Origin of the sequence: Erythrobacter sp., from assembly GCF_030066995.1 — a bacterium.
Taxonomy (GTDB): domain Bacteria; phylum Pseudomonadota; class Alphaproteobacteria; order Sphingomonadales; family Sphingomonadaceae; genus Erythrobacter.
Genome location: NZ_JASJAP010000001.1, coordinates 220,245 through 243,110 on the forward strand (window position 1 = coordinate 220,245; position 22,866 = coordinate 243,110).

The following is a 22,866-nucleotide window of genomic DNA, read 5'->3' on the forward strand; positions in this document are numbered from 1 at the left end:
GTCAAGCCTTTTTCTCGAGGAGAGGAGACGAGGACACGCGGGTGGCCGGCGCATCGCCAAAGACGCTCGCCGCGATCCGATCGATGGGCAAAACATCTGCAGCCGCGCCCAGCTCAATCGCAGCGCGCGGCATCCCGAAGACGACGCAGCTTTGTTGGTCCTGCGCGATCGTGTGGGCACCCGCCTGTTTCATCGCCAGCAATCCATTGGCTCCGTCGCGCCCCATCCCCGTCAGGAGGATACCAAGCGATTCCTTGCCAGCCTGAGCGGCGGCTGAGGTGAACAACGCATCGACGCTTGGCCGGTGACCGCTCACCGCGTTGCCCGCGCGCAAAGCGGCCCGAAACGGGGCGCTCGCGACGGACGAGCGCGCGACCATTAGGTGACGTGCGTCCCCCGGCGCGATGAGGACTTCGCCGCGTCGCAGCGGGCGATCGGCTTGCGCGAGCGACACATGCGGCGGACAATCCTGATCGAGCGATTTGGCGATCGCGCCAGCAAATCCGCCGTTGACATGCTGCACGATCAGGGTGGGGGGGCAATTCTCGGGAAAATCCGACAGCAGCGCGTGAAGAGCTTCTACACCCCCGGTCGAGGAACCGATGCAGATCAGCGCTGGCTCGTAGCCTGCGCCCGTCTTGCGCGAGGTCGACCGAGCGGCGGCCGCGCGAGATTGACCAGCCCCTCCTGAAAACGATGTCCTTGATTTGTGGGGGGGCGACAGCGTGACCTGAGCGGCCTCGCGCACCAAATTGGCGAGCAGCCCACCATCATCGTCCTTTATCGAGCGGGTCGCGGTCGACTTGGCGTAGCAGCCAACGGCGCCGATCCGCATCGCGCGCGCGGTCGCTTCGGCGCCGGGGCCTGTGGCGCCCGATACGATGATAACGGGCGTGGGGCGCAGCTCCATGATCTTGGAGAGAAATGACAGGCCATCCATTCCCGGCATCTCGATATCCAGCGTAACTACGTCGGGATCGAGCGCCTTGATCAGCTTGCGCGCCTCGGCTGAATTCTGGGCCGTCCCGATGACCTCGATATCGCTCGCCTCCGTCAGTTTGCGAGCGATCAGCGTGCGCATCAAGGCGCTGTCATCGACGATAAGCACGCGAACGCTCATGCCCCGGCTCCTACGCGCTGGTAGATCGTCGGGCCCACGCACCGCAGCAGCGCGCTCGCTTCACCGGTTACCCTTTCGGAATGGCCAATATAGAGAAAGCCGCCCGGTTTGAGACGCTGCGCAAGCCGCAGGACAAGCCGCTCCTTCGTTGGATCATCGAAGTAGATCATGACGTTACGGCAGAAGATTACGTCGAACAGGCCTTCGAAGGGCCACGGGCGAATGAGATTGAGTTGGCGAAAGCGCACCATTCGGCGCAAGCTCGGCCCGACCACAAGACTGTTCTCATCGCGCTGGCACCAGGCCGCGCGCAATTCCTTTGGCACCGAATCCAGCGCCTCGGCGGGATAGCGCCCTTCCTGGGCTGATTTGACCGCGTGGTCGGCCAGATCGCTGGCAAGCGCGACAATATCGCGACGGGCGAGCGCCTCGCCCGCTTGGCGATCGTTGCCGAGCAGCACCATCATAAGGGTCCAGACCTCCTCTCCGCTGGAGCAGCCCGCCGACCACAGCCGAACGGCTTGTCGTTGCTCGGCGCGCGCTACCAAGGCCGGACGCACCTCCGATTGGAAGTGTTCGTAGTGGTGCGGTTCGCGATTGAAGTAGGTGTGGTTTGTGGTGAGGGCCGAAATCGTCCGGGTTTTGAGCGCCGGATCGTCGTCCAGCCTGTTCAGGAAGGTCTCGAACCGCTCCGCCCCGCTTTGCCTAACCAGTGGAGCCAGGCGCGAATAGGCAAGCATGGCCTTTCGCTTCGTAAGGACTATGCCGGCCTCAGCGTGTACCAGTCGCGCAATCTGTTCGAAGTCGGCAAGCGAATAGAGTTGCGGGCTAACGCCGGGCACGACGCTGGTCGGGTTTTGTCGATTGCGCCCTTCTTCCATTGCTGTGGGGATGGTGTTCGTCATGCGGCGTCGGCAAGCGCGGTCCCGCCTGCGGATCCTGAGGCGCACTGTACGAGGTAATCGACATCCACGATCAGTGCGACTTGCCCGTTGCCAAGGATGGTCGCTCCGGCGACGCTGTCGACCGAGCGATAATGCGCATCAAGGCTCTTGATCACGAATTGTCGCTGGTCGGTGATTGCGTCGACGAGCAGCGCGGCCCGCCCGTGGCTCTCGGTTTCGACCAGTACCAGGACGCGCTCCGAGGGTGCGGCCTCTATTTCCCTCGCGCCGATTGCGCGGGCAAGCGAGACGACGGGCACGAAGGCGCCTCGCGCATTGAGCATCTGGCGCTGGGTACCCAGTCCCTTGATGTCTTCTGTCGCCGGGCGAAGGCTTTCAATGACATGCGCCAGCGGGATCACTAGGGATTGATCGCCGACCTTCACGATCATTCCGTCCGAAATCGCAAGGGTCAGCGGCAGGGCGAGTGTAAAGGTCGTCCCTTCGCCGGGCGCTGACTCGATCGCGATGCGCCCGCCCAAATCCTTGACGTTCTGCTTGACCACATCCATTCCCACGCCGCGGCCTGAAATGTTGGAGACATTGGCTGCGGTCGAGAAGCCGGGCGCGAAAATCAGCTGGTTGACCTCCTCATCCGACAGCTGGTCATCGGCGGCGACAAGGCCGTTCTTGATCGCTTTGCCAAGCACCTTTTTGCGGTCAATTCCGCGCCCGTCATCGCTGATCTGTATGACGATCCGGCCCGCTTTCTGCTCGGCCGAAAGCGTCAGGGTGCCCTCGGCTTCCTTGCCAGCCGCCGTGCGCTCCGAGGGAGTCTCGATCCCGTGATCGACTGCGTTGCGAATGAGGTGGGTCATCGGCTCGGAAAGGCGCTCGATCACGGTCTTGTCGAGTTCGGTGCTTTCCCCTGTCACCTCAAGTTTCACGTGCTTGCCGGTGCTTCCGGCGAGTTCTCGGAGCAGGCGTGGAACGCGCCCGAAAACCGAACTGATCGGCTGCGCGCGAAAGGCCATGGCGTGCTCCTGAATGTCGCGCACCAGCGTGTCGAGCATGGCCAGTTCCTCGACATGAGCGAGATTTTCGTTCTCGAGGCGCTGTGTCAGCATGGCCTGGGCAATCACCAACTCCCCGACCCCGTTGATGAGTTTGTCGAGTTTGTTGAGATCAATCCTCACACTTTGTGACGCAGGCGAGCTTGAACTGCGCGTCGGCGTCGATTTCGGACTTTCGGCCGGAGCCGCGGCCGCGGTCGCGGGCGTGGGTGAAGGCGCGGAAGACTGGTCCTCTTTGGCTGTCGACAAGCGGGTCTCCGGAAGGGCGGCATCCGACCCAAAGGCGAGAGAAACATCCTCGCCCGCAAAGTCGAACAATTCCTCCACGCTCTCGCGGCTCACGCTTCCCGGGATTGAGAAAGTCCAACCCAGATAGCCTTCCTCAACCTCCAGATTATCGATCGCAGGGACGTCGTTGACGTGACATTCGAGGCATTCCCCGCCCATCGCGGCGAGTTCGCGCAGCCACAGAAGGGGTTCCCCGCCGTTTGCCATCGCCCCTGCGTGCGGACGGATGCGAAGTATCCACACCTCCGGTTCGGATTGCGCCGAGGGCGCCGCCGTTTCGTCATCAGCTTGGTGATCGCTGCCATCAGGACCGGCCAGTTCGTCCAGCAAAGCGTCAAGGTCATCCAGCGGATCGGCGGCTGGTATCGAGGAAGCCGGTTCACGTTCGGCGCTGGTTGGTGTTACGATCTGCGATGGTTCCGCGCGCGCCGCCTCAAGCCGTTTCATCAGGGCGGCGTCATCGGGAGCTGTAGACCCCTCTCGCGCCGCTTCCACATGGTCGCGCAGCAGATCGTTGGCGAGAAGAAGGAGATCGATAATCTCGCTGCCCAGCGCCACCTTGCCTTCGCGGATGTCGCCCAGCAGGTTTTCGAAACAGTGCGTGTAGGCCTGCAACGCTTCATGGCCGAAAGCTCCAGCGCCCCCCTTGATCGAATGGACCCCTCGAAAAATCGCGTTGATTGTCTCATCGTCATGCGTGCCCGCCTTGCAGCGATCGAGCCCGGCCTCGGTCGCCTCTAGCGCCTCGTCGCATTCGACGAAGAAGATTTGCTGGATATCATCATCGTTCATCACGCGTTCTCCGACGTGATCTGACCTTCGAGACCGGTGAGTTCCAGCGCGCTGCGAAAGGCCTCGCTGGATGCGGTGATCACAATCCCGCCATCGCTGCGAGCGGCCGAAACAAGCACTTGCAGCACGGATTGGCCGATGCGCTCGACACCGCTTGCATCGATGCCGAGCGGCGCGGGGCCAAGGGCCTCGCAAAGCTCGTTACAGAGCGCGCCGGCGCTTGCCCGGTCGCATGTGGCTGGAAGTGTTATGGTGTTCATGAAGGCGGACTCTCGACAAGGTGGAAAAAGATGCAATTCTCAGCCGCGTCGGATCAGAATTCGCTCCAATCCTGATTGTCAAACTCGGGTTCCGGTTGCGCAGAGGGCACCTCTAACGGCGCAGATATGGGCGCGGGTTTGGCAGCGGGCGCGGGTGCGGCAGAGGGTTTCAGAGTAAGGTTCCCCAGCTTCTCGACGTGTCCGGGAGCACTCGTAGGCGTTCGTTCGGGGGCGTTGGCTAGCTCAGCCGGCGGCTCCTTGACCGAAATCGCGGCAGCGCCTTTCGCGGCCTTAGAAGCCACTGTCGAAGCCACCGTCGGAGCCACACGAAACCGGGAAACCAGTTCCTCCAGCCGCGCCGCTTCGTCCGAGAGGCTGCGCGATGAGGCGGTGGTTTGCTCCACCATCGCCGCGTTTTGCTGGGTCATTGTGTCCATCTGGCTGACTGAGCTGTTGACCTGATCAAGGTTCTCGGCCTGCGTCGCGGCCATATTGGCGATCTCATCGATTTGCGCGGTCACGCCGGCGATATGAGACACCATCGTTTCGAGCAGTTCTCCGGTCTCCCCGACCAGGCTTACGCCGTCCTTGACGTGGCTTGTTGAGGTGCCGATCAATTGCTTGATATCGCGCGCCGCATCGGCGCTGCGCTGAGCCAGGGCTCTGACCTCGTTGGCAACCACCGCAAAGCCCTTGCCCGATTCTCCGGCGCGAGCGGCTTCAACGCCTGCGTTGAGCGCCAACAGGTTGGTCTGGAAGGCTATTCCATCGATGACATCGATGATCTGCGTGATCTGGGAAGAGGATTCCTCGATCGATGCCATGGCTTTGACCGCTTTCTTGACGACTATCCCACCATTGCTTGCGTGGCTGTTGGTCTCGACGATCGAAGCCTGAGCAACGCGCGCGTTCTCCGCTGATTTCTTGACGAGATCGGTCACCTCGCCCATCGCCGCTGCGGTCTCTTCAAGACTGGCGGCTTGCTGGGTGTTGCGGGTGGAAAGATCGTCGGAGGCGTTGCGGATTTCGTTGGCTCCTCCATTGACGCTTTGTGCGGATTGGCGGACCTCGTTCATTGAGCGCGCGAGTTCTTCCACCGACCGGTTGAAAGTCTGGCGGATAGCGTCGTGGGCGTCGTCGAAGCGTTCGTTTATGCGAGAGGTCAGGTCGCCCGCCGCCAGTTTTTCAAGCGCTTTCGAGAGTGTATCAACGATGCCTTTCTGCGCGCTTTCACGCTCGCGGTCCGCGATCAAGGACTTTCGGAACACTTGTATGGCGTCGTGCATCGTTCCGATTTCGTCTTTGCGGTCCGAGACCCTGCGCGCGACGTTGAAATCGCCAGCGGCCAGGCGCCTCATCGTGTCTGCGGTTTTTTCCAGCGGGGCGAGCACATGCTTTGCAAGAATCCACGTTGCAGCGATCAGCGCGCCTGCGAGCAAGAGCGCAAGGAAAGTGAGAACCGAAGATACAGCGGTCACGATCCATGCGCTGCTCGACGCCAGTTCGTTCTGCGCTTCGGCGGTTGCTTCGACGAGTCTGTCGATCTTCGCGCGGTGTCGACGATAACTGGTGAGCAGATGATTGAGCGCTTTGTCCACGCGCACCTGGTCACCGGCAACAATAGCCGGCTTAAGCTTGTTATCGATGACGTCCCAGAATTCGGTGGAGTCTGTCGCGAGCGCTTCGGCGATCTGGGCCTTCAGGGGCGCTGGCAGATCCGAGGCCACCCAGACCTTCCCTCTTTCCTCCATCTTGCGCTCAAGCGCACGCAGCCTAATCTCGTTGATTCGGTAAGATTCCGGGTGAATGGCCATCACATTCGCAAGCGCGAAAGCTTCGACAAGATAGAGCGGGGGTGGATTGATATCCGCGTTAAACACCGACAGCTCGCGATTGCTTTCATGCAGCGGTCCGCCGAATTTGATCTGGCTGACACCAAGGGCTGCGACAGCCAGCGACGCAACCAAAAGCGCGATGAGCGAATAGGCGCCAAGTTTGGAGAGTCTTGCGATACTCATTGCGTTAACCTTCCGGCTGGAAACGATGGGCGAGGGCCGCTGCAATAAGATCAGAGACTTCAAGGAGCCTTGGACACGAACCTGCGCGCAATTCCTTAGGAAGATCGACAGCAAAAATTCGCAGACGCTCGCGTAGCTGACCAAATTAATATGTCTGCCTGTGTAGGTCTGAGGCGCTTGTGCACGCGCGCCAGGCTGGAACGGGCCAACCTTTTGGGAAAGCTCATCCTATGCCCGGTACCAAAGTGATGGTCGTCGACGATTCCGCCGCGATGCGCGCGCTGTTTTGCGACATCCTCGACAACGCCAAAGGGGTAACCGTTTGCGGAACGGCGTCCAACGCGGATGAAGCGCGCGACAAGCTCGCCGAGCTCAACCCGGACGTGCTCACTCTGGATGTTGAGATGCCGGGCAAGTCGGGAATGGACTTCCTTGCGGAACTGATGGAGGAGCGACCCATGCCGGTCATCATGCTGTCCAGCATCACGCAGGCCGGCACGGGGACCGCACAGCGCGCGCTCGAACTGGGCGCGGTGCATTGCTTTCCCAAGCCGCTTCATTCGTCTCGCGAGGAATTCGACGCGACCGTCAAGGAACTGGGTGGCATCGTGATCAAGGCAGCGAACGGTGAACTTCAATCAGGCGGTGGTTCACAAGAGGCAGGTGCCGCCGCGGATTACTCTCCCGGCGACAAACTGCTCGCGCTCGGCTGCGGTCAGGCGGGATTGGAAGCCGCAAAGGGCCTGCTTGCCGCCTTTCCTTCCAATTGTCCGCCGATCGTGTTGGTTGTCGACGCTGAGGCCGAGCAGGTCGAGCGGGCCATAACTTCGATGCGGGGTTCGCTGGCGTGTGAAATCGAGACCGCAGTCGATGGCATGGCGCTGACACCGGGCCGGGCCTATGTGGCTTATGACCGTTCGCGTCACGTGATCATCGAAGCGGGCGAGCCCCCCAGATTGCGGCTGGTGGAACGAGATCCCGTCTCCGGTTTCCGTCCGTCCGCCGATCTTCTGCTGGGCTCCATCGCGCGCGCGGGCCTTCCGGCTGTTGGCGGTCTTCTGTTGGGCGCAGGCAGCGACGGGGCCAAGGGGCTCCAGATTTTCTCGGCATCGGGTCACACAACCTTTGTGCAAACGCCACCCGACTACGCCCCTCGCGACCGATATGAGGCTGTGCGCGTGCTGGGCCTGGAAGCGGTCGAGCTGAAGGCCGAGCAAATGGGCTCATGGTTGCTGGAGCGCACGGCTGCCTACACAGGCTAGCCGCGCGCCTTGCAATAGGTGGATCTTGGAAATTTCAACGGGGACAGCGTTGAAAAGATTGGTCGGGGAGACAGGATTCGAACCTGCGACCCTCTGCTCCCAAAGCAGATGCGCTACCAGGCTGCGCTACTCCCCGACATTATCAATCTGGGCTCACAACAGCATACCGGTGGGCCCGGCAGGATTCGAACCCGCGACCTAGCCGTTATGAGCGGCCAGCTCTAACCGCTGAGCTACAGGCCCGTGACGGTATGCCTATGGCGTGTTGCCGTGAAGCGCCCCTACAGCGCTCATCTTTCGCTTACAAGCGTGCGGTACTGCCGTTGCTCAACCTTTTGTTCGGGCCGCCTCCAGAATCTCCGTCAAAGTCACGCTGGCAACGCCGCGCTGCCGTAGATAGGCATAGACCGCGCGCAGCCATTCATAGATCGCCTCCACCTCGGCAATGTTGCTCGCATACGGCGTAAAGCCCGGCGCCAAACTGGGCGAATGCAGGGAGAGGACAAGCAAGGGCAGGCCATCGTCGAGCGCAATGTCGATGCCCCGGATCGCCTCATCGACGCTCACCCCTTCGGGCGTCAGCGCAATGCGTTCAAGCAAGCGCATCCGGCTGAACGCCCCGAACAAGGTCGGGATGTAGCGCTGGAGCCGATGAAGCGTTCGGCCTTGCTGGCGCAGCACGCCCCAATAGACAGAGGTGACCGGCAATTCGAGCAAGGACCGCGCGCCGTCCACCCAGTAGGGCGCGGCCGGATGGTTGGAGAAATCCGGCCCGCCTTGCGCGCTGTAATCAAACAGGGTGCGCACCGATGTGTCGATCGCGAGGCCCGCTTGCGTCAGGAGCGCGGCCGTTTTGGCTCCAACGCCGTAGCGTCCGGCCCGGTATGCGAGCGGCGCGACTTCGAACACCTCCTCGATACGATCTCGAAGGGTGTTGAACTTGGCCGCTTCAAGGTCTGGCGAGAGATTTCCGGCGAAGGAATTGAGCGTCGTCACTTCTTCCTCAAACGGCGGATTGACCCAGGGATGAAGCTGCACGCCGACTTCGGCCACGCCTCCATCGAGCGCGTCACGGATGATCTCGACGGCTTCAGGCGACTGCGTGATCGGCCAGTCGATCAGGTAGACGGGATGCGCTCCGATCTCTTCGCAGAAGCCCTGAAATCGGGCGAGTTCGCGAACATGCTCAAGGCCATACCCCTTGCGCTGGAATGGCGCCGACCAGTCGAACTCTTCCTCCGTGTCGATGGTCAGCAAGACGCGTTGGCCAAATCCCTGCGGGAAAAGAACAAGGTCCGGGTTCGCTGGCGGCTGCGCCAAAGAGCTGGCCGGTGATTGCTCGCTGTCCGCTGCCATCGGCCTGATCTTCCCCCTCGGTGCTCGGCGTGTGCGGTTGCGAAGCCAGTTTGGTGCGAAAAGCCGCAGACGCCGATCGGCTATTGACGTCCTAAGCCTTGGTCAAGGCAATAGGGTCTGCGACGACTTCCGCCATAGGCAGCGAGAGCCTCACGCGCCCGTCTTCGCGTGAAAGATCGCCACCGCTTGCGCGCGCTTCGGCCCGCGCCAGACGCAGTGCGAAGCCCGCACCAAATCCGCCGACATTGGTTGTGGTTTCGCTGCCTATGGATCCGACAGCGAAGATATCGTCGCATTCGCGCAAGGAAAGCGGAAGATCGCACGTCAACACTGCACGTTCATTGTCGACGGCAAGCTCGGCCCGCAGCGCCTCTCCCGACCCGCACGCTTCAGAAAGTGTGGCCATCAAACGCCAGACAAGCCGCTCGGTCTCCTCATTGTCGAGCGGTACGCGCAGCTCGGCGTCGTCCTCCATAGCCACTTCGAGTGCCGCTCCGCGCCGACCCAGCACGGCCGCCAATCGCTGGGCGGCCTGGCGGATCACGACCGCGAGATCGCTTTCCCCTGGTTCGACGGCCATCGCGCCGATTTCCAGCCGCGCCAGTCGATCAAGTTCTTCGAAACCGGCCAGAATGCGCGCCGCATCCGCCGCGATGGCGGCCGCCAAGGCGCGGTAATCATGCGGCGCTGGACCGAAGAGCTGTTGCTGGATGACCTCGGCGTAACCCTGTACCGCAGTGACAGGCGTGCGCAGCTCATGCAGCAATTGCCGGATGCTGTCCGCTTCCTCGGCCGCCTTGGATCGGGCTTCGTCCGCGTCGTCCAGTGATCGGCGAAATCGGCCCACATAACCGGTAAAATGGCCATCGATCGTGAAGCGTGGTTGCGCATCGACGTTCCACTCGCCGGAGATTGGCTCGGCCCCAGCCAATTCGGTGCGCGCCTGAACGATCGGCTGACGCCGCTGGAAGGCGCGTTCGAGGGCGGTGTCGCTGGCCGCGGCGCCAAGCGTCGAGGGTGTAATCAACCGCTTGCCGATCACCATCGGCGCCACATCGGTCTCGGCCCATTCGATGCGTCCAGCCGCGTCGGCGGAAAAACCGAAGCCAGTGGCGCGTCGGCGGTTCGGCGCGTCGGCTTCGCCGAGAGGCAGGCGAGGGCTGCGCTCGCTGTCGGTCAGCGTTTCGTCGTCGGTCTCCTCGCGCGCGCGCTTAAATTGCGCGATGCGTTCGACCAGCGCGGAGATTTCGCTGCGACCCGTTTCAATGGGGTCGGACGAACGGCTTGCAAATTCGCCTGGAGAGGGATCGCCGGTTTCGTTCTCGACCACGGCATCAAGGTCGAGGTTGAGCGGAGACGCGCCGTAAGCATCGCTCTCAAAGGCGCGTTCGGAATCGTCCCGGCCTGGAGGCGGCAGCCCGCGATCATACACTCCGAGGCGATCAAGCAACGCCTCGATATCAACCGGCAAGTCCTTGCGTAGCCTTAAAAACCCGCGCGCGCGCACAGGCAGGCGAGGTATCAAGGCCGACCAATCCTCCGCGCTCAGCTCCGCGCGGTTGAGCGCGGCTGACACCACCTCCGGTTCGAAGTCCGACAGATGCGCGGCGAGGTCTGCGCTCCGGAAGCGCCAGCTTGGCTCGCGAATCATCGCAGCGCGATCGCTGGCAGGCAGGCTTCGACCCAGCGCGTCCATGCGCAACCAGGCGGCGGCGATCAGGCTCGCATCGGCGCGTTCGTACGGGCCAAACTTGCGATTGCCCAGGATATCCAAGAGCTGGCGAAACTGCGTGCGCTGCGCGGCTTCGCTCGATCCTTCCTGACGCAGCACGGTCGAGAGGCGGTCGTCAATGAACATGCGATTCCGCCTCCTTTCCGGTCAGACTGCGGCGATGAGGCACTGAGCGAGCGCAGAATAAGGCGCATTCCAGCGCGCAGCTCATGCCGATTCTCTTGAGAGATATCAGGATGCGTGATTTGCTACAGCTTGTCACACTGCCTGCGTTGCAAAGCGGGACAATTGCTGGCAAACCTAATTTTATTAGCTAGAGCGACGATACACCGAAAGTGTTCTTGCCTAGTTTTGTTACGGCGGACCCGATTTCGCCCGAGAGTCGCATTCAAGTTTCGGAGAATGAGCAGCCCCATGGCCAATCTGGATGAGATCGACAAACGTCTGCTCAGTGAGCTGCAGGCGGAAGGCCGCGTGACCAATGTCGAGTTGGCGCAGCGCGTGGGCCTGACCGCGCCGCCGTGCTTGCGCCGGGTCCGCGGGCTTGAAGAGGACGGCGTCATTCGTGGGTATCACGCCGATCTCGATCCCTCAAAGCTTGGCTTTGCCATTACGGTCTTTGCGATGGTGAGCTTGAAGAGCCAGGCGGAGAGCGCGTTAAGGGAATTTGAAGAGCATATGCGTGGTCTTCCCGAGGTGCGCGAATGCCACATGCTCAATGGCGAGATCGATTTCATCCTCAAGATCGTAAGCGAAGACCTGCAGAGTTTTCAGGAGTTTCTGACTGGCAAGCTGACACCGGCGCCTAATGTCGACAGTGTGAAGACTTCTCTGACGATCCGCACGGCAAAGCATGAGCCCGGCGTGCCGCTGTGACGCTGCGACGCGGTGACGCCGCGCCTTGATCGCTTGCTAGCCCGGTGCGCGTCGATATTCGGGCTGTGCCCCATTCAGGGCCGAAGTCTTTGATCGCTGGCGTTACTGTCCCCACACAGACACGGTGGCCGTTTTGAACCGAGGTCGTTAAGCTCGCCTGCGAACGGTGTCGGCCAAGCCCAGGCCGAAGGAGGACCCCCGCCCCGCATGGAAGGCCATGTTCACATTCCCTATGTGCGCGAAGTGCTGCTTTTCTTGTTGGCAGCGGGCTTCGTGGTGCCCGCGCTTCAGCGCGTTGTCAGCCCGGTCATTGCCTATTTCATCGTGGGGGCGGTCATCGGTCCCTTTGGCCTTGGCCTTCTGGCACAGCGGTTTGAGCCCCTCTCCTGGTTTGTCATCACCGACCTTGAGGGCGTCGCCGTGCTGGGCGAGCTGGGCGTCATCTTCCTTCTGTTCGTCATCGGTCTGGAGCTCTCTTTCGAGCGATTATGGGCGATGCGGCGGCTCGTTTTCGGCTTGGGAAGCGCGCAGATTATCGTGACCGGAGCGGTGATCGGCGCGGTCGCCTATTTCTGGGGCAACTCGGTGACGACCGCGATAATCCTGGGCGCGTGCCTGGCCTTGTCCTCGACGGCGATCGTCACTCAGCTGCTGATCAGCGGCGGACGGCTTGGAACGCCCGCTGGTCAGGCCACCTTCTCGATCCTGCTGATGCAGGACCTTGCGGTGGTCCCGATCCTTTTTGCGGTCAGCGTTGCAGGCGCAATGGGAGCGAGCAATGTCGCGCTCGGATTTGGTCTGGCGCTTGGCGAGGCGCTGATCACCATCGCCCTGATCTACGCCGTGGGACGGCTTGCGCTGCGCCCGCTTCTGCAATTGGTCGCGAGCGCGGACAGCCGCGAGGCGTTCGTGGCGATTGTCCTCTTGCTTTCGATCGGCACCGCAGCGCTGACGGGCTATGTCGGGCTTTCGATGGCGCTTGGGGCTTTTCTGGCCGGATTGCTGGTGGCCGAAACCGAGTTCCGCCATCAAGTGAAGGTCGATATCGAGCCCTTCAAGGGGCTGATGCTTGGTCTGTTCTTTCTGTCCGTGGGCATGGGGATCGATGGCCGCGCGATTCTGGCCGATCCCGTCTGGGTCATCGCCGCTGCCGTTGGGCTGATCGTTTTGAAGATCGGGATAAACTTTGCGCTTTGCACAGCGTGGAGCCTGCCGCGACACCGAGCCTCTGAAGTCGCGATAACGCTTGGTCAGGCGGGCGAGTTCGGGTTTCTTGTCGTCGGCCTCTCGGTGACGGTGGGTTTGCTCGACGCGCCGGTTGCCCAGTTCATGTTGGTCGTAGTCGGGCTTACGATGCTGGCCACACCGGGTCTCGACCTGCTGGCCCGGCGCACGGCGCGTGTTCTCAAACAGGCCGATGAAGGCGATTTTGACGCGCCAGCAATTGGAGAAGAACTCGAAGGGCACATCATAATCGCCGGATTTGGACGTGTGGGTGAGACCATTGCCGGCGTGCTCGACAAGCAATGCATTCGCTATGTGGCGATCGAGAAGGATCCCGCGGTGGTAATGGCGGCCAAAAAAGAGGGACGCCCGGTCCGCCTCGGAGACGCGTCGCGGCTTGATGTGATGAGGGATGCGGGCCTTTCCAAAGCGCTTACGATTGCGGTGACATTGGCGGATCGCGAAGCAACGGAGCACCTGACTGCCGAGCTTCGGCGCCTTGCGCCCACCCTCCCGATTTTTGCGCGGGCCCGTGACGCCCGGCATGCAAGCCGCCTGAGTGAACTGGGCGCCTCGATGGCTGTGCCGGAGACGGTGGAAGGAAGCCTGCGCCTTGCTGAGTTGCTGTTGATCGAAACAGGCGCAAGCGATGAAGTGGCCAATCGCTGCATCGATCTCGAACGGCCGCTTGAGGAGATCTGAGGCATCGCGCGATGCAATTGGGAAGAGGAGGCTATCGATGTACAAGCAGATTGTCGTTGCGCTCGACCGGGAGGATCCTGTCGGCACCGCGCTGATCGCCGAACGCTGTCAGGCCCTTGCTCAGGAAGGCCCGGCGCGCTTCACGCTGGTGCATGTCCGTGTGCCCATCCCGCCCGCCTATCTCGATGTTCTGCCGGCTCAATGGCAGACCACGCAGCGCAACGAGGCCGAGAGCTGGCTCAGCGCGTGCGCCCGCGAGCATGGCCTATCGGACCGATTGCACGCGGTTCATTCACCTGAAGGCTCGGTCTCCGTGGGCGTTATCGCCGTCGCGCGTGAAGTTAAGGCCGACCTGATTGTGCTCGCCGCTCACAAGATGGACCTTCAAAGGCTGGTTCTCGGGACCAGCGCGCTTGCAATTGCGCGCGACGCCCCGTGCGACGCGCTGGTCGTCCGGGCGACCGAGACCTAGCGTTCAGCGCGCCGGCGCGGTCAGCCTTCGCGCTCCTCAAGCCATTGCTCCAACCACTTGATCGAATAATCGCCGTGCAGCACGTCGGTCTGATGAAGCAGTTCCTGATGCAGCGGAATGTTGGTTTTCACCCCTTCAACCACCATTTCTTCCAGCGCGCGGCGCAGGCGCATGATGCAGCCCTCTCGCGTGCGGCCATAGACAATCAGTTTGGCGATCATCGAATCGTAATAAGGCGGGATTCGGTATCCGGCGTAAAGCCCTGAATCGACGCGGACATGCAGGCCGCCCGCGGCGTGGTAATAGGTCACTTCCCCGGGTGAAGGGGCAAAGGTGAACGGATCTTCCGCGTTGATCCGGCACTCGATGGCGTGCCCACGAAATTCCAGCTCTTCCTGCTTCACCGATAGCGGCTTGCCCGCGGCGATACGTATCTGCTCACGCACCAGATCAACGCCGGTGATCGCTTCCGTCACCGGATGCTCCACTTGCAGGCGGGTGTTCATCTCGATGAAGTAGAACTCTCCGTCTTCCCACAGGAATTCGATCGTTCCCGCGCCGCGATAACCCATGTCGCGCATGGCTTTGGCGCAGACCTCGCCCATGCGCTCACGCTGGGCGCTGTCGATGACCGGCGAAGGAGCCTCTTCAAGCACCTTCTGGTGGCGACGCTGAAGAGAGCAGTCGCGTTCGCCCAGATGGATCGCGTTTCCATTGCCATCGCCGAACACCTGGAATTCGATGTGGCGCGGATTGCCGAGATACTTTTCGATGTAGACGGTTGCATCGCCGAACGCGGCTTTCGCTTCGGAGCCTGCCTGGCTCATCAGCGTCTCAAGCTGGTCCTCGCTCTCGCAGACCTTCATCCCGCGCCCGCCGCCGCCGGAGGCCGCCTTGATGATCACGGGATAGCCGATCTCCGCGGCTATCTTCTTGCCTTCATCAGGCTCCGACACAGCGCCGTCAGAGCCCGGCACGAGCGGCAAACCAAGCTCTCCGGCTGTCTTCTTGGCCATGACCTTGTCGCCCATCGTGCGGATATGCTCGGGCTTGGGGCCGATCCAGGCGATGTCGTGCGCTTCGACGATCTCGGCAAACTTGGCGTTTTCCGAGAGGAAGCCATAGCCGGGGTGGATCGCGTCGCACCCTGCGACCTCAGCGGCCGAGATGATCGCGGCGTGATTGAGATAGCTTTCCGCAGCGGGGGGAGGGCCAATGCACACCGCGTGATCCGCCAGGCGAACATGCATAGCCTCGGCGTCTGCGGTCGAGTGCACCGCGACGGTTTCGATCCCCATTTCGTGCGCGGCGCGGTGAATGCGCAGCGCGATTTCGCCGCGATTGGCGATCAGGATGCGGGAAATGGTCATGGGTCTGGCTTACCCGATGACCACAAGCGGTTGGTCGAACTCGACCGGTTGCGCGTTGTCGACCAGCACCGCCTTGATCGTGCCCGCTTTGTCGGCGGTGATCGGGTTCATCACCTTCATCGCCTCGACGATCAGCAGCGTGTCGCCCGCCGCCACGCTGTCGCCCACCTTTACGAAATTGGGCTTGCCCGGCTCCGGCGCGAGGTAGGCGGTGCCCACCATCGGCGACTTGAGCGCGCCAGCGGCGTCGGCTGATCCTTCTGCGGGCGTTTGAGCCGATGGGGCGGTCGCGGGTGGAGCGGCTGGAGCCGCTGCGACAGGAGCAATGGTGGCAGGCATGGGCGCGGCAGGGGCCGTCGCTCCGCCGCGCGCGACGCGGATCTTGCGGTCGTCATCCTCGACCTCGATCTCGGTGAGACCTGTCTCATTCAGAAGCTCAGCCAACTCGCGCACCAGCGCGGTGTCTACATTCATGCCGGATCTGGACCCGGCGCTTGGCTTTTTGTCAGCCATGCATACCCCTTGTTATCGCTTGTCGAGCGGGTTGGGCTGGTGACTATTCACGCCAATTGCGGCTGGCAAGTGGCAATTGGTCACAATTATCCCGCGCGTCGTCGCGCGGCGGCCCAAGCCGTCACGCAAATGTTGCGGCAACGTGTTCCAGCGCAAGCCGGTAACTGTCGGCTCCGTGCCCTTCGAATGTGGCGGCGGCGGCCTCGCCGATATACGAGGTATGGCGAAAGCTCTCGCGCTCTTTCGGGTTGGACAGATGGACCTCGATCACCGGGGTCGCAATCGCGCGAGCGGCGTCGAGCAAGGCGATCGATGTGTGCGTGTAAGCGCCTGCGTTGATGAGAACCGCCTTGGCGCCTTCAGCCTGCGCCTCGTGCATCCAATCGATCAACATCCCCTCGTAATTGGTTTGCCGCATATCGATGGCCAGCCCCAATTCGCGTCCGCGATCTTCGAGCATCCCCGCGATTTCATCGAGCGTGGTCGACCCGTAGATAGCGGGTTCGCGCAATCCCAGCAGGTTGAGATTGGGGCCGTTGAGGACGTAGACAGTGTCGGTCATGCCCTCGCCGCATAGCGCCCCCGGACGCTGTGGCAAGACTTCAGCGCATGGCGGTTGCGTGGTTCAGGGGTGCGTCTGGACACCGGACACGCGCACGCTCGCCCGGCGATCCTTCCCGGACCGGCGATCCTTACCGGACCGGCGATCCTTGCCCTCGAACGGCTTTTGCTCCTTGCGGCGATCGCCTTTGCGGCGGTCGTCACACGCGTCGTCGCTGGCCTCCTGGCCGGGGCGGGTGTCGTATTCCTCGTTCGCCATCTCAAGCTCCAAGCTTAGGCTGTTTCCGCGGGATAATACGACAAACACAACAAGGTTTGGTTAACATCTCGCTGCGCTCGCCAGCTCGCATCGGCGGCGCTCGGGCCGTTTAGCTGTCCACGCCCTTGACCTTGCCCCACTGACGCGCCGCCGTGTAGCCGAGATAGCCCGTGCCAAACAGCGCGTAGAGTGGCTCTGGAAGGCCGTTCAGATAGGCGTTCATTCCCGATGCGATATCCGTTGCGGCTTCGGGTTCGAACGCCGCGAGCACGCCCATGGGCAGCGCCCAGAGGATCATGATGTACATGATGTAGAGGAAGCTGGGCCGCGCGCGGCTGGTCCAGGGATCGCGCGAATTGGCCTCCGCGACAATCGCCTGCAAGCGCGCTTCGATCAGCCGCATTTCCTGTGTGCCCTCAAGCTTGATGAGTTCCAGCTTGGCCTGAGCCCGCGCGCCTTCGTCGGGAATGATCTTGTCGATTATCGACGTTATGGGGCCGATCAGAGTTTCGAGGATAGCCATGGGTTCGCCGCGCTCCTGTAATGCGTGAGAGGCGGACAACTAACCTATTTGGTTCGTGTAGGAAAATCAGGGGCTTTCTTCGGCCTCGGCGAGCAGCCGCTGGGCCAGAACAAGATGCGGCCGATCGAGCATCGCGCCATCGATCGCAATCGTGCCGGCGCCCGGATTATCGGCGAAGGCCTGAACCACCGCTTGCGCGTGAGCGATTTCCTCGGCTGAGGGGGTGAAGGCGATGTTGATCGGATCGATTTGCGCCGGGTGTATCGCAAGCATTCCGCGAAAGCCCGCCGCCCGGCAGCGCTTGGCGCGGCTCGTCAACGCCTCGAGATCGCGGAATTCGGGTTGCACGGTTTCAATCGGCGCCACGCCGGCGTTTACCGAAGCGATCAGGCACAAACTGCGCGCGAGCTCATAGACAGGTGCGTATTCGCCATCGGAGCCGCGCTGCTCGCTGGCGCCGAGCGCTGAGGAGAGGTCTTCCGCTCCCCAGCTCAGCCCGACGACCCGCTCGCGCCCAGGATAATCCTCTGCGTATTCGCGCGTTGCATACATAGCGCCGGGCGTTTCGGTGATGATCGCGGCAATGCGCGTTGAACCCAGCGCCAGACCGTGCGCCGCCTCCAGCGTGCTGAGGTGGTGGTGCAACTGGGTTACATGATGCTTGCCTTCAGCCTTGGGCAGGAGCACGCCGCCGGGAGCAGCGGGCAGGATGGCGGCGAGATCAAACACGGCGTCGGGCGTGTCCAGCGGATTGATCCGCACCCAGACGCGCTGGCAGTCTTCAGCCGCGCCCAGCGTTTCGGCAACCATCTGCCTGGCGGCGGGCTTGTTGGCGGGCGTCACCGAATCTTCCAGATCGAGAAGCGCAATGTCGGCCGCGCTTGCGATCGCTTTGGCCATCTTCTTTTCGCTGTCGCCAGGTGCGAACAACCAGCTGCGCGTCTTCAGCGTCATGTTTCTCTCCGTCCTGCCCTGAGGGGTAGGCGGGCTAGAACGAGCCTTCAATCTCGAATGTGATGATGGTGCCGAAATTGCGCTCGCGGGTTTCGGAGAAGTCGACGATCCCCGCGGCGCGATCCACGAAGACGGTGCGTTCGAAGCGGTTGTCGCGATCGAGCACGTTTGAGATTGCAAGGCGCAGCGTGGCGCCGCGCACGTCCTTGTTCTCAAGAAACACGCCCGCAAAGGCGAAGCTGTCATTGCGCACGGATATCTCGTCCAGGCGCACATTGTCGGCGTTGTAATCCCAGTTGAAATCGCCGCCAAAGGCCCAGCTGGTGCCCGGCAGATCGTGCCGCAGGTCAAAGCCCACATCGACGATCTGATTGTTGCTCAATTCCCGTGTGGTTCCAAGCAGCGGATCGCGCACGGAACTGCCCTGCAACGCCAGCGAGACATCCACCCGCGTGCCGCGCCATCCCAGCCCCTCGGACAGCAGGGTGAGATCGGTTTCGACGCCGTAGAGCTGCGCAGAGGGCAGATTGCCCGGCGCTTGCCCACCGCCCTCGATCGGTATCTGATCGACGATATCGACGATGTCTTCGTAAAACGGACGCAGATTGAGCGTGCCCACATCGCCAAGGCCGATATTGGCTTCGACCTCCAGCCGCCAGCTTTGCTGCGGCACGAGATCGGCGTTGGTCACATCTGTGCGGTCCTGATCGAGATCCACCGATGCGATGAAATCGAAGAAGTTGAGTTGCCCGACCAGCCGTTCCAGACGCGCGGCGATGTTGACACCCTCTTTGACCTTCCAGTCGAGCGCGACAAAGCCCTTGGGCCGGTAGAATGTTCGCGTCTGCCCCTGCGCGCCGCTTTGGCTGATGCGCGAATACTCGCCTGCAAGCGAGAGCTGAAACTGCAGGTTGGAGGCGAGCGCGCGGCTGTAGGTTCCCTGCAACTCGGCGCGGTCCTCATCCACCCGCGAAGTGGCGCCTTCAAGCTCGACCGGAACGAATTCGCCGGCGGCATCAAGCTCTTTCAGGGTGCTGTTGATATCGAGGAAGTTGCGCACGCCTTCACCGGCGATCAGCAGGTCGCCACTGAAAGCCGGAAAACTGTACTCGGCACGCGCGATCGTCTCGCCTTCATCCGCGTCGCGGGTGAAGCGCGTGCCGACCGCGTCGCTGCCATCGGCAAAGGATGTCACCTGCGTCGAAACGGTCGGACTGTCTTCGTAGCGGTGGTAGCCTATCAGCTTGAGCTTGCCGGGACCAAGGGCGAATTGGTAATCCGCGCCCACCTCGAAGTTGAACTCGTCCTCCGTGTCTTCGAATTCGCGCGTGCGGTCGACCGGATCGATCGAGCCAGAGCGTTCGGAGATCTCGGTCTCACGCCGGAGGAATCCGTTCACTTCGCCGGTGAGATTGAGGACGTTACCGTTATCGGCGAGGCGCGTGTAGGAGCCGGACAAGCCAAACCGATCCCTATCCTCTTCGCGCTGTTCGTCGCGCGTATCGACCAGGTTGCCCGCGCCATCGAAGACCAATTCGGGGCCCTCATCGCCAAAGCGCCCGGAATCGTTCTCGAACGCCAAGGTCCAATCCGTTTTTGCGCCGCCACCCGCGATCGCAACGCGACCTTCCAGCAGGCGGGGGTCGGTCCCGAAGGTGCGGATTTGCGGCGCGTAGCGATACTGGCCGCTGACCGATCCGCTTCCGGACGTGATTACGTTGAGCACTTGTCCGGTCAGGCCCCCGATATCGAGCGTGGCTCCATCCACCAGTTCGAGCCGCAGCACCTCTTCGGTCGGAATGCGCTGGAGCGCGGCGACCGGCCCGTTGGATTTGCCCGAGATACGGCGCCCATTGATCAGGACGTTGGTGTCCGCCTGTCCAAGGCCGCGCGCGCCGTCGCCTTCACGGATCTGAAAGCCCGGCACCTGCCGAGCCATGTCGAGCGCGCTGCGCGGGGCGAAGCGGGCAAAGTCATCCGGGGTGTAGCTGCGACGGGCAACGGTGCCGCCCGCCTTATCCTCCATTTCTTCGCCTCGCTCGGCGCTGTCCTGTGCGGAGACCTGTCTTTCCTTGGTCTCCGCCGCGCGAGCGCCTGTTGGCGCCGCCGTCAAAGCGACCGCGAGCGCGAGGAATGCGCTGGTGCTGGCAGGCTTGTTAATACTCATCGGAGACTTCGTAATAACCACAGAGATAGGGGAGAGTTCCGTGGATGCTTACAACGCCTTTACGAAGCGATAATCGATGAACCCACTGGTCGGGAAGACAGGATTCGAACCTGCGACCCCCACACCCCCAGTGTGATGCGCTACCAGGCTGCGCTACTTCCCGACACCAGTGGAGGCGCGGCCTATAAGGCTGGCTTGGGACCGTGGCAACCCGGGAAAGCAGGCTCCACTCGCAAACCGCTAGCGCGGTCGGACACGGGGGACGCCGCGCCATCGCTAGAGTTGCGATATTCCCACACCGCGCGCACGGCGATTGCCCGGTGGTTGAAACGCTGCTAGGCGCGCCCACCTGAATCCGGAAGTAAGGGGAGGGACGACGGCCTTCGTGTGACACACCGAAGACCCGCGCGTCATGGCCCGTATCCAATCCGCTGAATAAAACACTGTAACAGGTCAACGACCCGATGCTTGAAATCATGATCGCAAATGGCGCGGCGGCGGCTGAACCGCCCGCATGGCTCACATTCATGCCGATTATCGGCATGGTCGTGATCTTCTACTTCCTTCTTTTCCGCCCGCAGATGCGTCAGCAGAAAGAGCATCGCGAGAAGATCGCGGCCGTGAAAAAGGGCGATCAGGTTGTCACCGCTGGCGGTCTCGTCGGCAAGGTTGCCAAGGTGGATGACGAGTATGTCGAGATCGACATCGCCAAGGACGTTCGCGTCAAGGCGATCAAGCAGACGATCGGCGATATCATCCCGCCCGGCGGCAAACCCGCGAACGATTAGGAGCGATCGCAGTCGGTTTCGCCTTCACCGCTCGCGCTTCCGCCCTTCAGGATAAAGACAAGCACACGCAATGCTCGATTTCCCCCTTTGGAAGAAACTCTCGCTCTGGGTGATGACCCTTGCGCTTGCGGCGCTGGCCGTACCGTCCCTGATGGGGGCAGGTGGGGTCGGTGACGCCTCGATGTGGGAAGACATGCCTCAGGTCAATCTCGGCCTTGACTTGGCAGGGGGCTCGCACCTTCTGCTGGAAGCGGACCGGGAGGATGTGGCGGCCCAAAGGCTTGAAAACCTTGAAGAGAACATGCGCCTGGCCATGCGCAACGCGCAGCCGCGTATTCGCATTGGCGATATCTCGACCGCCGATGGCCGCCTGTCCTTTCTGCTCGACAATCCGGGCGATGTGGACCGCGCCCGCAGCGCTCTGGAGCCACTCATCGCCGGGCAAGGCATCACAAACGACTGGGACCTCAATTTCACCGACACGCAGCGCGTTGTCCTGAGCCCGACCAGCGCGGGCATCGATGCCGGGGTTGACGAAGCGATGAACTCCGCAGTGGAGGTTGTGCGTCTGCGGATCGACAATCTCGGCACGCGCGAGCCGACGATCATTCGCCAGGGTTCCAATCGTATCGTGGTGCAGGTGCCGGGGCTTGAAGATCCCGAAGGCCTCAAGGAGCTGCTGGGCGAGACCGCGGTGCTCGAATTCAAGCTGGTGGACAAGGACGCGTTGCCCACCAACGTGCAGGCGGGCATTGCTCCTCCGGGAAGCGAGATCTATCCCTTCTCAGATGAGAGCGATTTTGCCGGTGCGTCGCTCGCTGTTGAGCGGCTCGGCGGCATTCGCGGGGACAATCTGACGAGCGCTAGCCCGGGCAAGGACCCGCGCGACAACCGCGACGTGGTGAACATCACGTTCGATCCCCAAGGCGCGACCAAATTTGCCAAGCTGTCCACCGAAAATGTCGGCGAACGGTTCGCGATCATTCTCGATGGCAAGATCATCTCCGCGCCCGAATTCAACGAGCCGATCCTGGGCGGTTCGGCGCAGATTTCGGGCAATTTTACCCCGGAGAGCGCAAAGAAGCTCGCGAACCAGCTCGATTCCGGGGCTTTGCCGGTGGAGCTGACGGTGGTCGAGGAGCGCACTGTGGGACCGGACCTTGGCGCGGACTCGATCCGCAAGGGGCTGATCGCCATGCTGATCGGGTCGATTGCGGTGATCACGCTGATGATGGCGACCTATGGCCGGTTCGGCATCTACGCGACCGTTGCGCTGGTCTTCAACGTGCTGATCCTGCTGGGTGTGATGGCCGGCCTTAACGCGACCCTGACCCTGCCGGGCATTGCCGGCTTCGTGCTGACGGTCGGTGCGGCGGTCGACGCGAACGTGCTGATCAACGAGCGCATTCGCGAGGAACGCAAGCGCGGACGCAAAGTGCTCGCGGCGGTCGAGACCGGCTACAAGGAAGCGAGCCGCGCGATTTACGATGCGAACATCACCAACCTGATCGCGGGCGCACTGCTGTTCTATTTCGGCTCCGGCCCAATCCGCGGGTTTGCGATCGTGCTGGTGATCGGGTTGGCGACCACCGTTTTCACCGCGCTGATGCTGACGCGCATGTGGGCCGCGGGCTGGCTGAAGAGCCGTCCGGCCGACATTAACATCTGATTT

The 22,866-nt window shown here is 62.2% G+C and carries 20 protein-coding genes and 3 tRNA genes; 6 read left to right on the forward strand and 17 right to left on the reverse strand.

Annotated features, from left to right (window positions below; genetic code table 11):
* Position 1: 1 nt before the first annotated feature.
* Genes QNI87_RS01115 through QNI87_RS01135 form a run of 5 tightly spaced genes read right to left on the reverse strand, consistent with a single transcriptional unit; the run spans position 2 to position 6,435 of the window.
* Positions 2–1,120, reverse strand: a complete 1,119-nt coding sequence (locus QNI87_RS01115; protein WP_300592804.1) for a chemotaxis response regulator protein-glutamate methylesterase — start codon at positions 1,118–1,120, stop codon at positions 2–4.
* On the reverse strand, positions 1,117–2,025 hold the full coding sequence (locus QNI87_RS01120; RefSeq protein WP_300592806.1) for a protein-glutamate O-methyltransferase CheR: 909 nt from the start codon (positions 2,023–2,025) through the stop codon (positions 1,117–1,119). Before QNI87_RS01120 ends, QNI87_RS01115 begins: the two co-directional genes overlap by 4 nt.
* Positions 2,022–4,157, reverse strand: a complete 2,136-nt coding sequence (locus QNI87_RS01125; RefSeq protein ID WP_300592808.1) for a chemotaxis protein CheA — start codon at positions 4,155–4,157, stop codon at positions 2,022–2,024. Before QNI87_RS01125 ends, QNI87_RS01120 begins: the two co-directional genes overlap by 4 nt.
* Positions 4,157–4,417: an STAS domain-containing protein gene (locus QNI87_RS01130; RefSeq protein ID WP_300592811.1), complete on the reverse strand. Its 261-nt coding sequence runs from the start codon at positions 4,415–4,417 to the stop codon at positions 4,157–4,159. The genes QNI87_RS01125 and QNI87_RS01130 overlap by 1 nt, the downstream gene beginning before the upstream one ends.
* A 53-nt stretch (positions 4,418–4,470) precedes the next feature.
* Positions 4,471–6,435, reverse strand: coding sequence for a methyl-accepting chemotaxis protein (locus QNI87_RS01135; RefSeq protein WP_300592813.1), 1,965 nt, complete (start codon positions 6,433–6,435; stop codon positions 4,471–4,473).
* 230 nt (positions 6,436–6,665) lie between these two features.
* Here QNI87_RS01135 and QNI87_RS01140 point away from each other — a divergent pair, with 230 nt between their 5' ends.
* Entirely contained in the window at positions 6,666–7,697 is a 1,032-nt protein-coding gene (locus QNI87_RS01140) for a chemotaxis protein CheB (RefSeq protein ID WP_300592816.1), read from the forward strand.
* Positions 7,698–7,756: 59 nt separating this feature from the next.
* Here QNI87_RS01140 and QNI87_RS01145 read toward each other — a convergent pair.
* The 4 genes from QNI87_RS01145 to QNI87_RS01160 form a co-directional block, all read right to left on the reverse strand.
* Positions 7,757–7,833: transfer RNA gene (locus QNI87_RS01145), tRNA-Pro, on the reverse strand.
* Positions 7,834–7,867: 34 nt separating this feature from the next.
* A tRNA-Ile gene (locus QNI87_RS01150) sits at positions 7,868–7,940 on the reverse strand.
* An 84-nt stretch (positions 7,941–8,024) separates the two neighbouring features.
* Complete coding sequence (locus QNI87_RS01155) at positions 8,025–9,053, reverse strand: polysaccharide deacetylase family protein (protein WP_300592819.1); 1,029 nt, start codon at positions 9,051–9,053, stop codon at positions 8,025–8,027.
* Positions 9,054–9,144: 91 nt separating this feature from the next.
* Complete coding sequence (locus tag QNI87_RS01160) at positions 9,145–10,911, reverse strand: histidine kinase dimerization/phospho-acceptor domain-containing protein (RefSeq protein ID WP_300592822.1); 1,767 nt, start codon at positions 10,909–10,911, stop codon at positions 9,145–9,147.
* 288 nt (positions 10,912–11,199) lie between these two features.
* Here QNI87_RS01160 and QNI87_RS01165 point away from each other — a divergent pair, with 288 nt between their 5' ends.
* The 3 genes from QNI87_RS01165 to QNI87_RS01175 all read left to right on the forward strand — a co-directional run bounded on the left by QNI87_RS01165 (position 11,200) and on the right by QNI87_RS01175 (position 14,059).
* Complete coding sequence (locus QNI87_RS01165) at positions 11,200–11,661, forward strand: Lrp/AsnC family transcriptional regulator (RefSeq protein WP_300595274.1); 462 nt, start codon at positions 11,200–11,202, stop codon at positions 11,659–11,661.
* 207 nt (positions 11,662–11,868) lie between these two features.
* Positions 11,869–13,587 (forward strand): cation:proton antiporter, encoded by a 1,719-nt coding sequence (locus QNI87_RS01170; protein ID WP_300592825.1) that lies wholly within the window; start codon positions 11,869–11,871, stop codon positions 13,585–13,587.
* 37 nt (positions 13,588–13,624) lie between these two features.
* Positions 13,625–14,059 carry a universal stress protein gene (locus QNI87_RS01175; protein ID WP_300592828.1) on the forward strand — a complete coding sequence of 145 codons (435 nt, stop codon included), beginning with the start codon at positions 13,625–13,627 and terminating at the stop codon, positions 14,057–14,059.
* 20 nt (positions 14,060–14,079) lie between these two features.
* Here the strand turns inward: QNI87_RS01175 and accC are convergent, their stop codons facing one another.
* From accC to QNI87_RS01215, 8 genes are all read right to left on the reverse strand, one after another.
* Positions 14,080–15,429, reverse strand: coding sequence for an acetyl-CoA carboxylase biotin carboxylase subunit (accC, locus tag QNI87_RS01180; protein WP_300592831.1), 1,350 nt, complete (start codon positions 15,427–15,429; stop codon positions 14,080–14,082).
* Positions 15,430–15,438: 9 nt separating this feature from the next.
* Positions 15,439–15,942, reverse strand: coding sequence for an acetyl-CoA carboxylase biotin carboxyl carrier protein (gene accB / locus QNI87_RS01185; protein ID WP_300592834.1), 504 nt, complete (start codon positions 15,940–15,942; stop codon positions 15,439–15,441).
* A 121-nt stretch (positions 15,943–16,063) separates the two neighbouring features.
* The gene (locus QNI87_RS01190; protein WP_300592837.1) at positions 16,064–16,504 is read right to left on the reverse strand and encodes a type II 3-dehydroquinate dehydratase; all 441 of its coding nucleotides are present in this window, start codon (positions 16,502–16,504) and stop codon (positions 16,064–16,066) included.
* 63 nt (positions 16,505–16,567) lie between these two features.
* Entirely contained in the window at positions 16,568–16,774 is a 207-nt protein-coding gene (locus QNI87_RS01195) for a hypothetical protein (protein ID WP_300592840.1), read from the reverse strand.
* Between the two features lie 97 nt (positions 16,775–16,871).
* On the reverse strand, positions 16,872–17,285 hold the full coding sequence (locus tag QNI87_RS01200) for a holin family protein (RefSeq protein ID WP_300592843.1): 414 nt from the start codon (positions 17,283–17,285) through the stop codon (positions 16,872–16,874).
* 66 nt (positions 17,286–17,351) lie between these two features.
* Positions 17,352–18,239: a CoA ester lyase gene (locus tag QNI87_RS01205; protein WP_300592846.1), complete on the reverse strand. Its 888-nt coding sequence runs from the start codon at positions 18,237–18,239 to the stop codon at positions 17,352–17,354.
* A 34-nt stretch (positions 18,240–18,273) separates the two neighbouring features.
* The gene (locus QNI87_RS01210) at positions 18,274–20,406 is read right to left on the reverse strand and encodes a TonB-dependent receptor plug domain-containing protein (RefSeq protein ID WP_300592849.1); all 2,133 of its coding nucleotides are present in this window, start codon (positions 20,404–20,406) and stop codon (positions 18,274–18,276) included.
* An 86-nt stretch (positions 20,407–20,492) separates the two neighbouring features.
* Positions 20,493–20,569, reverse strand: a tRNA-Pro gene (locus QNI87_RS01215).
* A gap of 301 nt (positions 20,570–20,870) precedes the next feature.
* Between QNI87_RS01215 and yajC the strand changes: the two genes are divergently transcribed.
* Positions 20,871–21,194: a preprotein translocase subunit YajC gene (gene yajC, locus QNI87_RS01220; protein ID WP_300592852.1), complete on the forward strand. Its 324-nt coding sequence runs from the start codon at positions 20,871–20,873 to the stop codon at positions 21,192–21,194.
* Between the two features lie 70 nt (positions 21,195–21,264).
* Complete coding sequence (gene secD, locus QNI87_RS01225) at positions 21,265–22,863, forward strand: protein translocase subunit SecD (RefSeq protein ID WP_300592855.1); 1,599 nt, start codon at positions 21,265–21,267, stop codon at positions 22,861–22,863.
* Positions 22,864–22,866: the final 3 nt, after the last annotated feature.

Coding starts and splice junctions, on each gene's coding strand:
- QNI87_RS01115 (WP_300592804.1), bottom strand. CDS start 1,120: ATGAGCGTTCGCGTGCTTATCGTCGATGACAGCGCCTTGATGCGCACG.
- QNI87_RS01120 (WP_300592806.1), bottom strand. CDS start 2,025: ATGACGAACACCATCCCCACAGCAATGGAAGAAGGGCGCAATCGACAA.
- QNI87_RS01125 (WP_300592808.1), bottom strand. CDS start 4,157: ATGAACGATGATGATATCCAGCAAATCTTCTTCGTCGAATGCGACGAG.
- QNI87_RS01130 (WP_300592811.1), bottom strand. CDS start 4,417: ATGAACACCATAACACTTCCAGCCACATGCGACCGGGCAAGCGCCGGC.
- QNI87_RS01135 (WP_300592813.1), bottom strand. CDS start 6,435: ATGAGTATCGCAAGACTCTCCAAACTTGGCGCCTATTCGCTCATCGCG.
- QNI87_RS01140 (WP_300592816.1), top strand. CDS start 6,666: ATGCCCGGTACCAAAGTGATGGTCGTCGACGATTCCGCCGCGATGCGC.
- QNI87_RS01155 (WP_300592819.1), bottom strand. CDS start 9,053: ATGGCAGCGGACAGCGAGCAATCACCGGCCAGCTCTTTGGCGCAGCCG.
- QNI87_RS01160 (WP_300592822.1), bottom strand. CDS start 10,911: ATGTTCATTGACGACCGCCTCTCGACCGTGCTGCGTCAGGAAGGATCG.
- QNI87_RS01165 (WP_300595274.1), top strand. CDS start 11,200: ATGGCCAATCTGGATGAGATCGACAAACGTCTGCTCAGTGAGCTGCAG.
- QNI87_RS01170 (WP_300592825.1), top strand. CDS start 11,869: ATGGAAGGCCATGTTCACATTCCCTATGTGCGCGAAGTGCTGCTTTTC.
- QNI87_RS01175 (WP_300592828.1), top strand. CDS start 13,625: ATGTACAAGCAGATTGTCGTTGCGCTCGACCGGGAGGATCCTGTCGGC.
- accC (WP_300592831.1), bottom strand. CDS start 15,429: ATGACCATTTCCCGCATCCTGATCGCCAATCGCGGCGAAATCGCGCTG.
- accB (WP_300592834.1), bottom strand. CDS start 15,942: ATGGCTGACAAAAAGCCAAGCGCCGGGTCCAGATCCGGCATGAATGTA.
- QNI87_RS01190 (WP_300592837.1), bottom strand. CDS start 16,504: ATGACCGACACTGTCTACGTCCTCAACGGCCCCAATCTCAACCTGCTG.
- QNI87_RS01200 (WP_300592843.1), bottom strand. CDS start 17,285: ATGGCTATCCTCGAAACTCTGATCGGCCCCATAACGTCGATAATCGAC.
- QNI87_RS01205 (WP_300592846.1), bottom strand. CDS start 18,239: ATGACGCTGAAGACGCGCAGCTGGTTGTTCGCACCTGGCGACAGCGAA.
- QNI87_RS01210 (WP_300592849.1), bottom strand. CDS start 20,406: ATGAGTATTAACAAGCCTGCCAGCACCAGCGCATTCCTCGCGCTCGCG.
- yajC (WP_300592852.1), top strand. CDS start 20,871: ATGCTTGAAATCATGATCGCAAATGGCGCGGCGGCGGCTGAACCGCCC.
- secD (WP_300592855.1), top strand. CDS start 21,265: ATGCTCGATTTCCCCCTTTGGAAGAAACTCTCGCTCTGGGTGATGACC.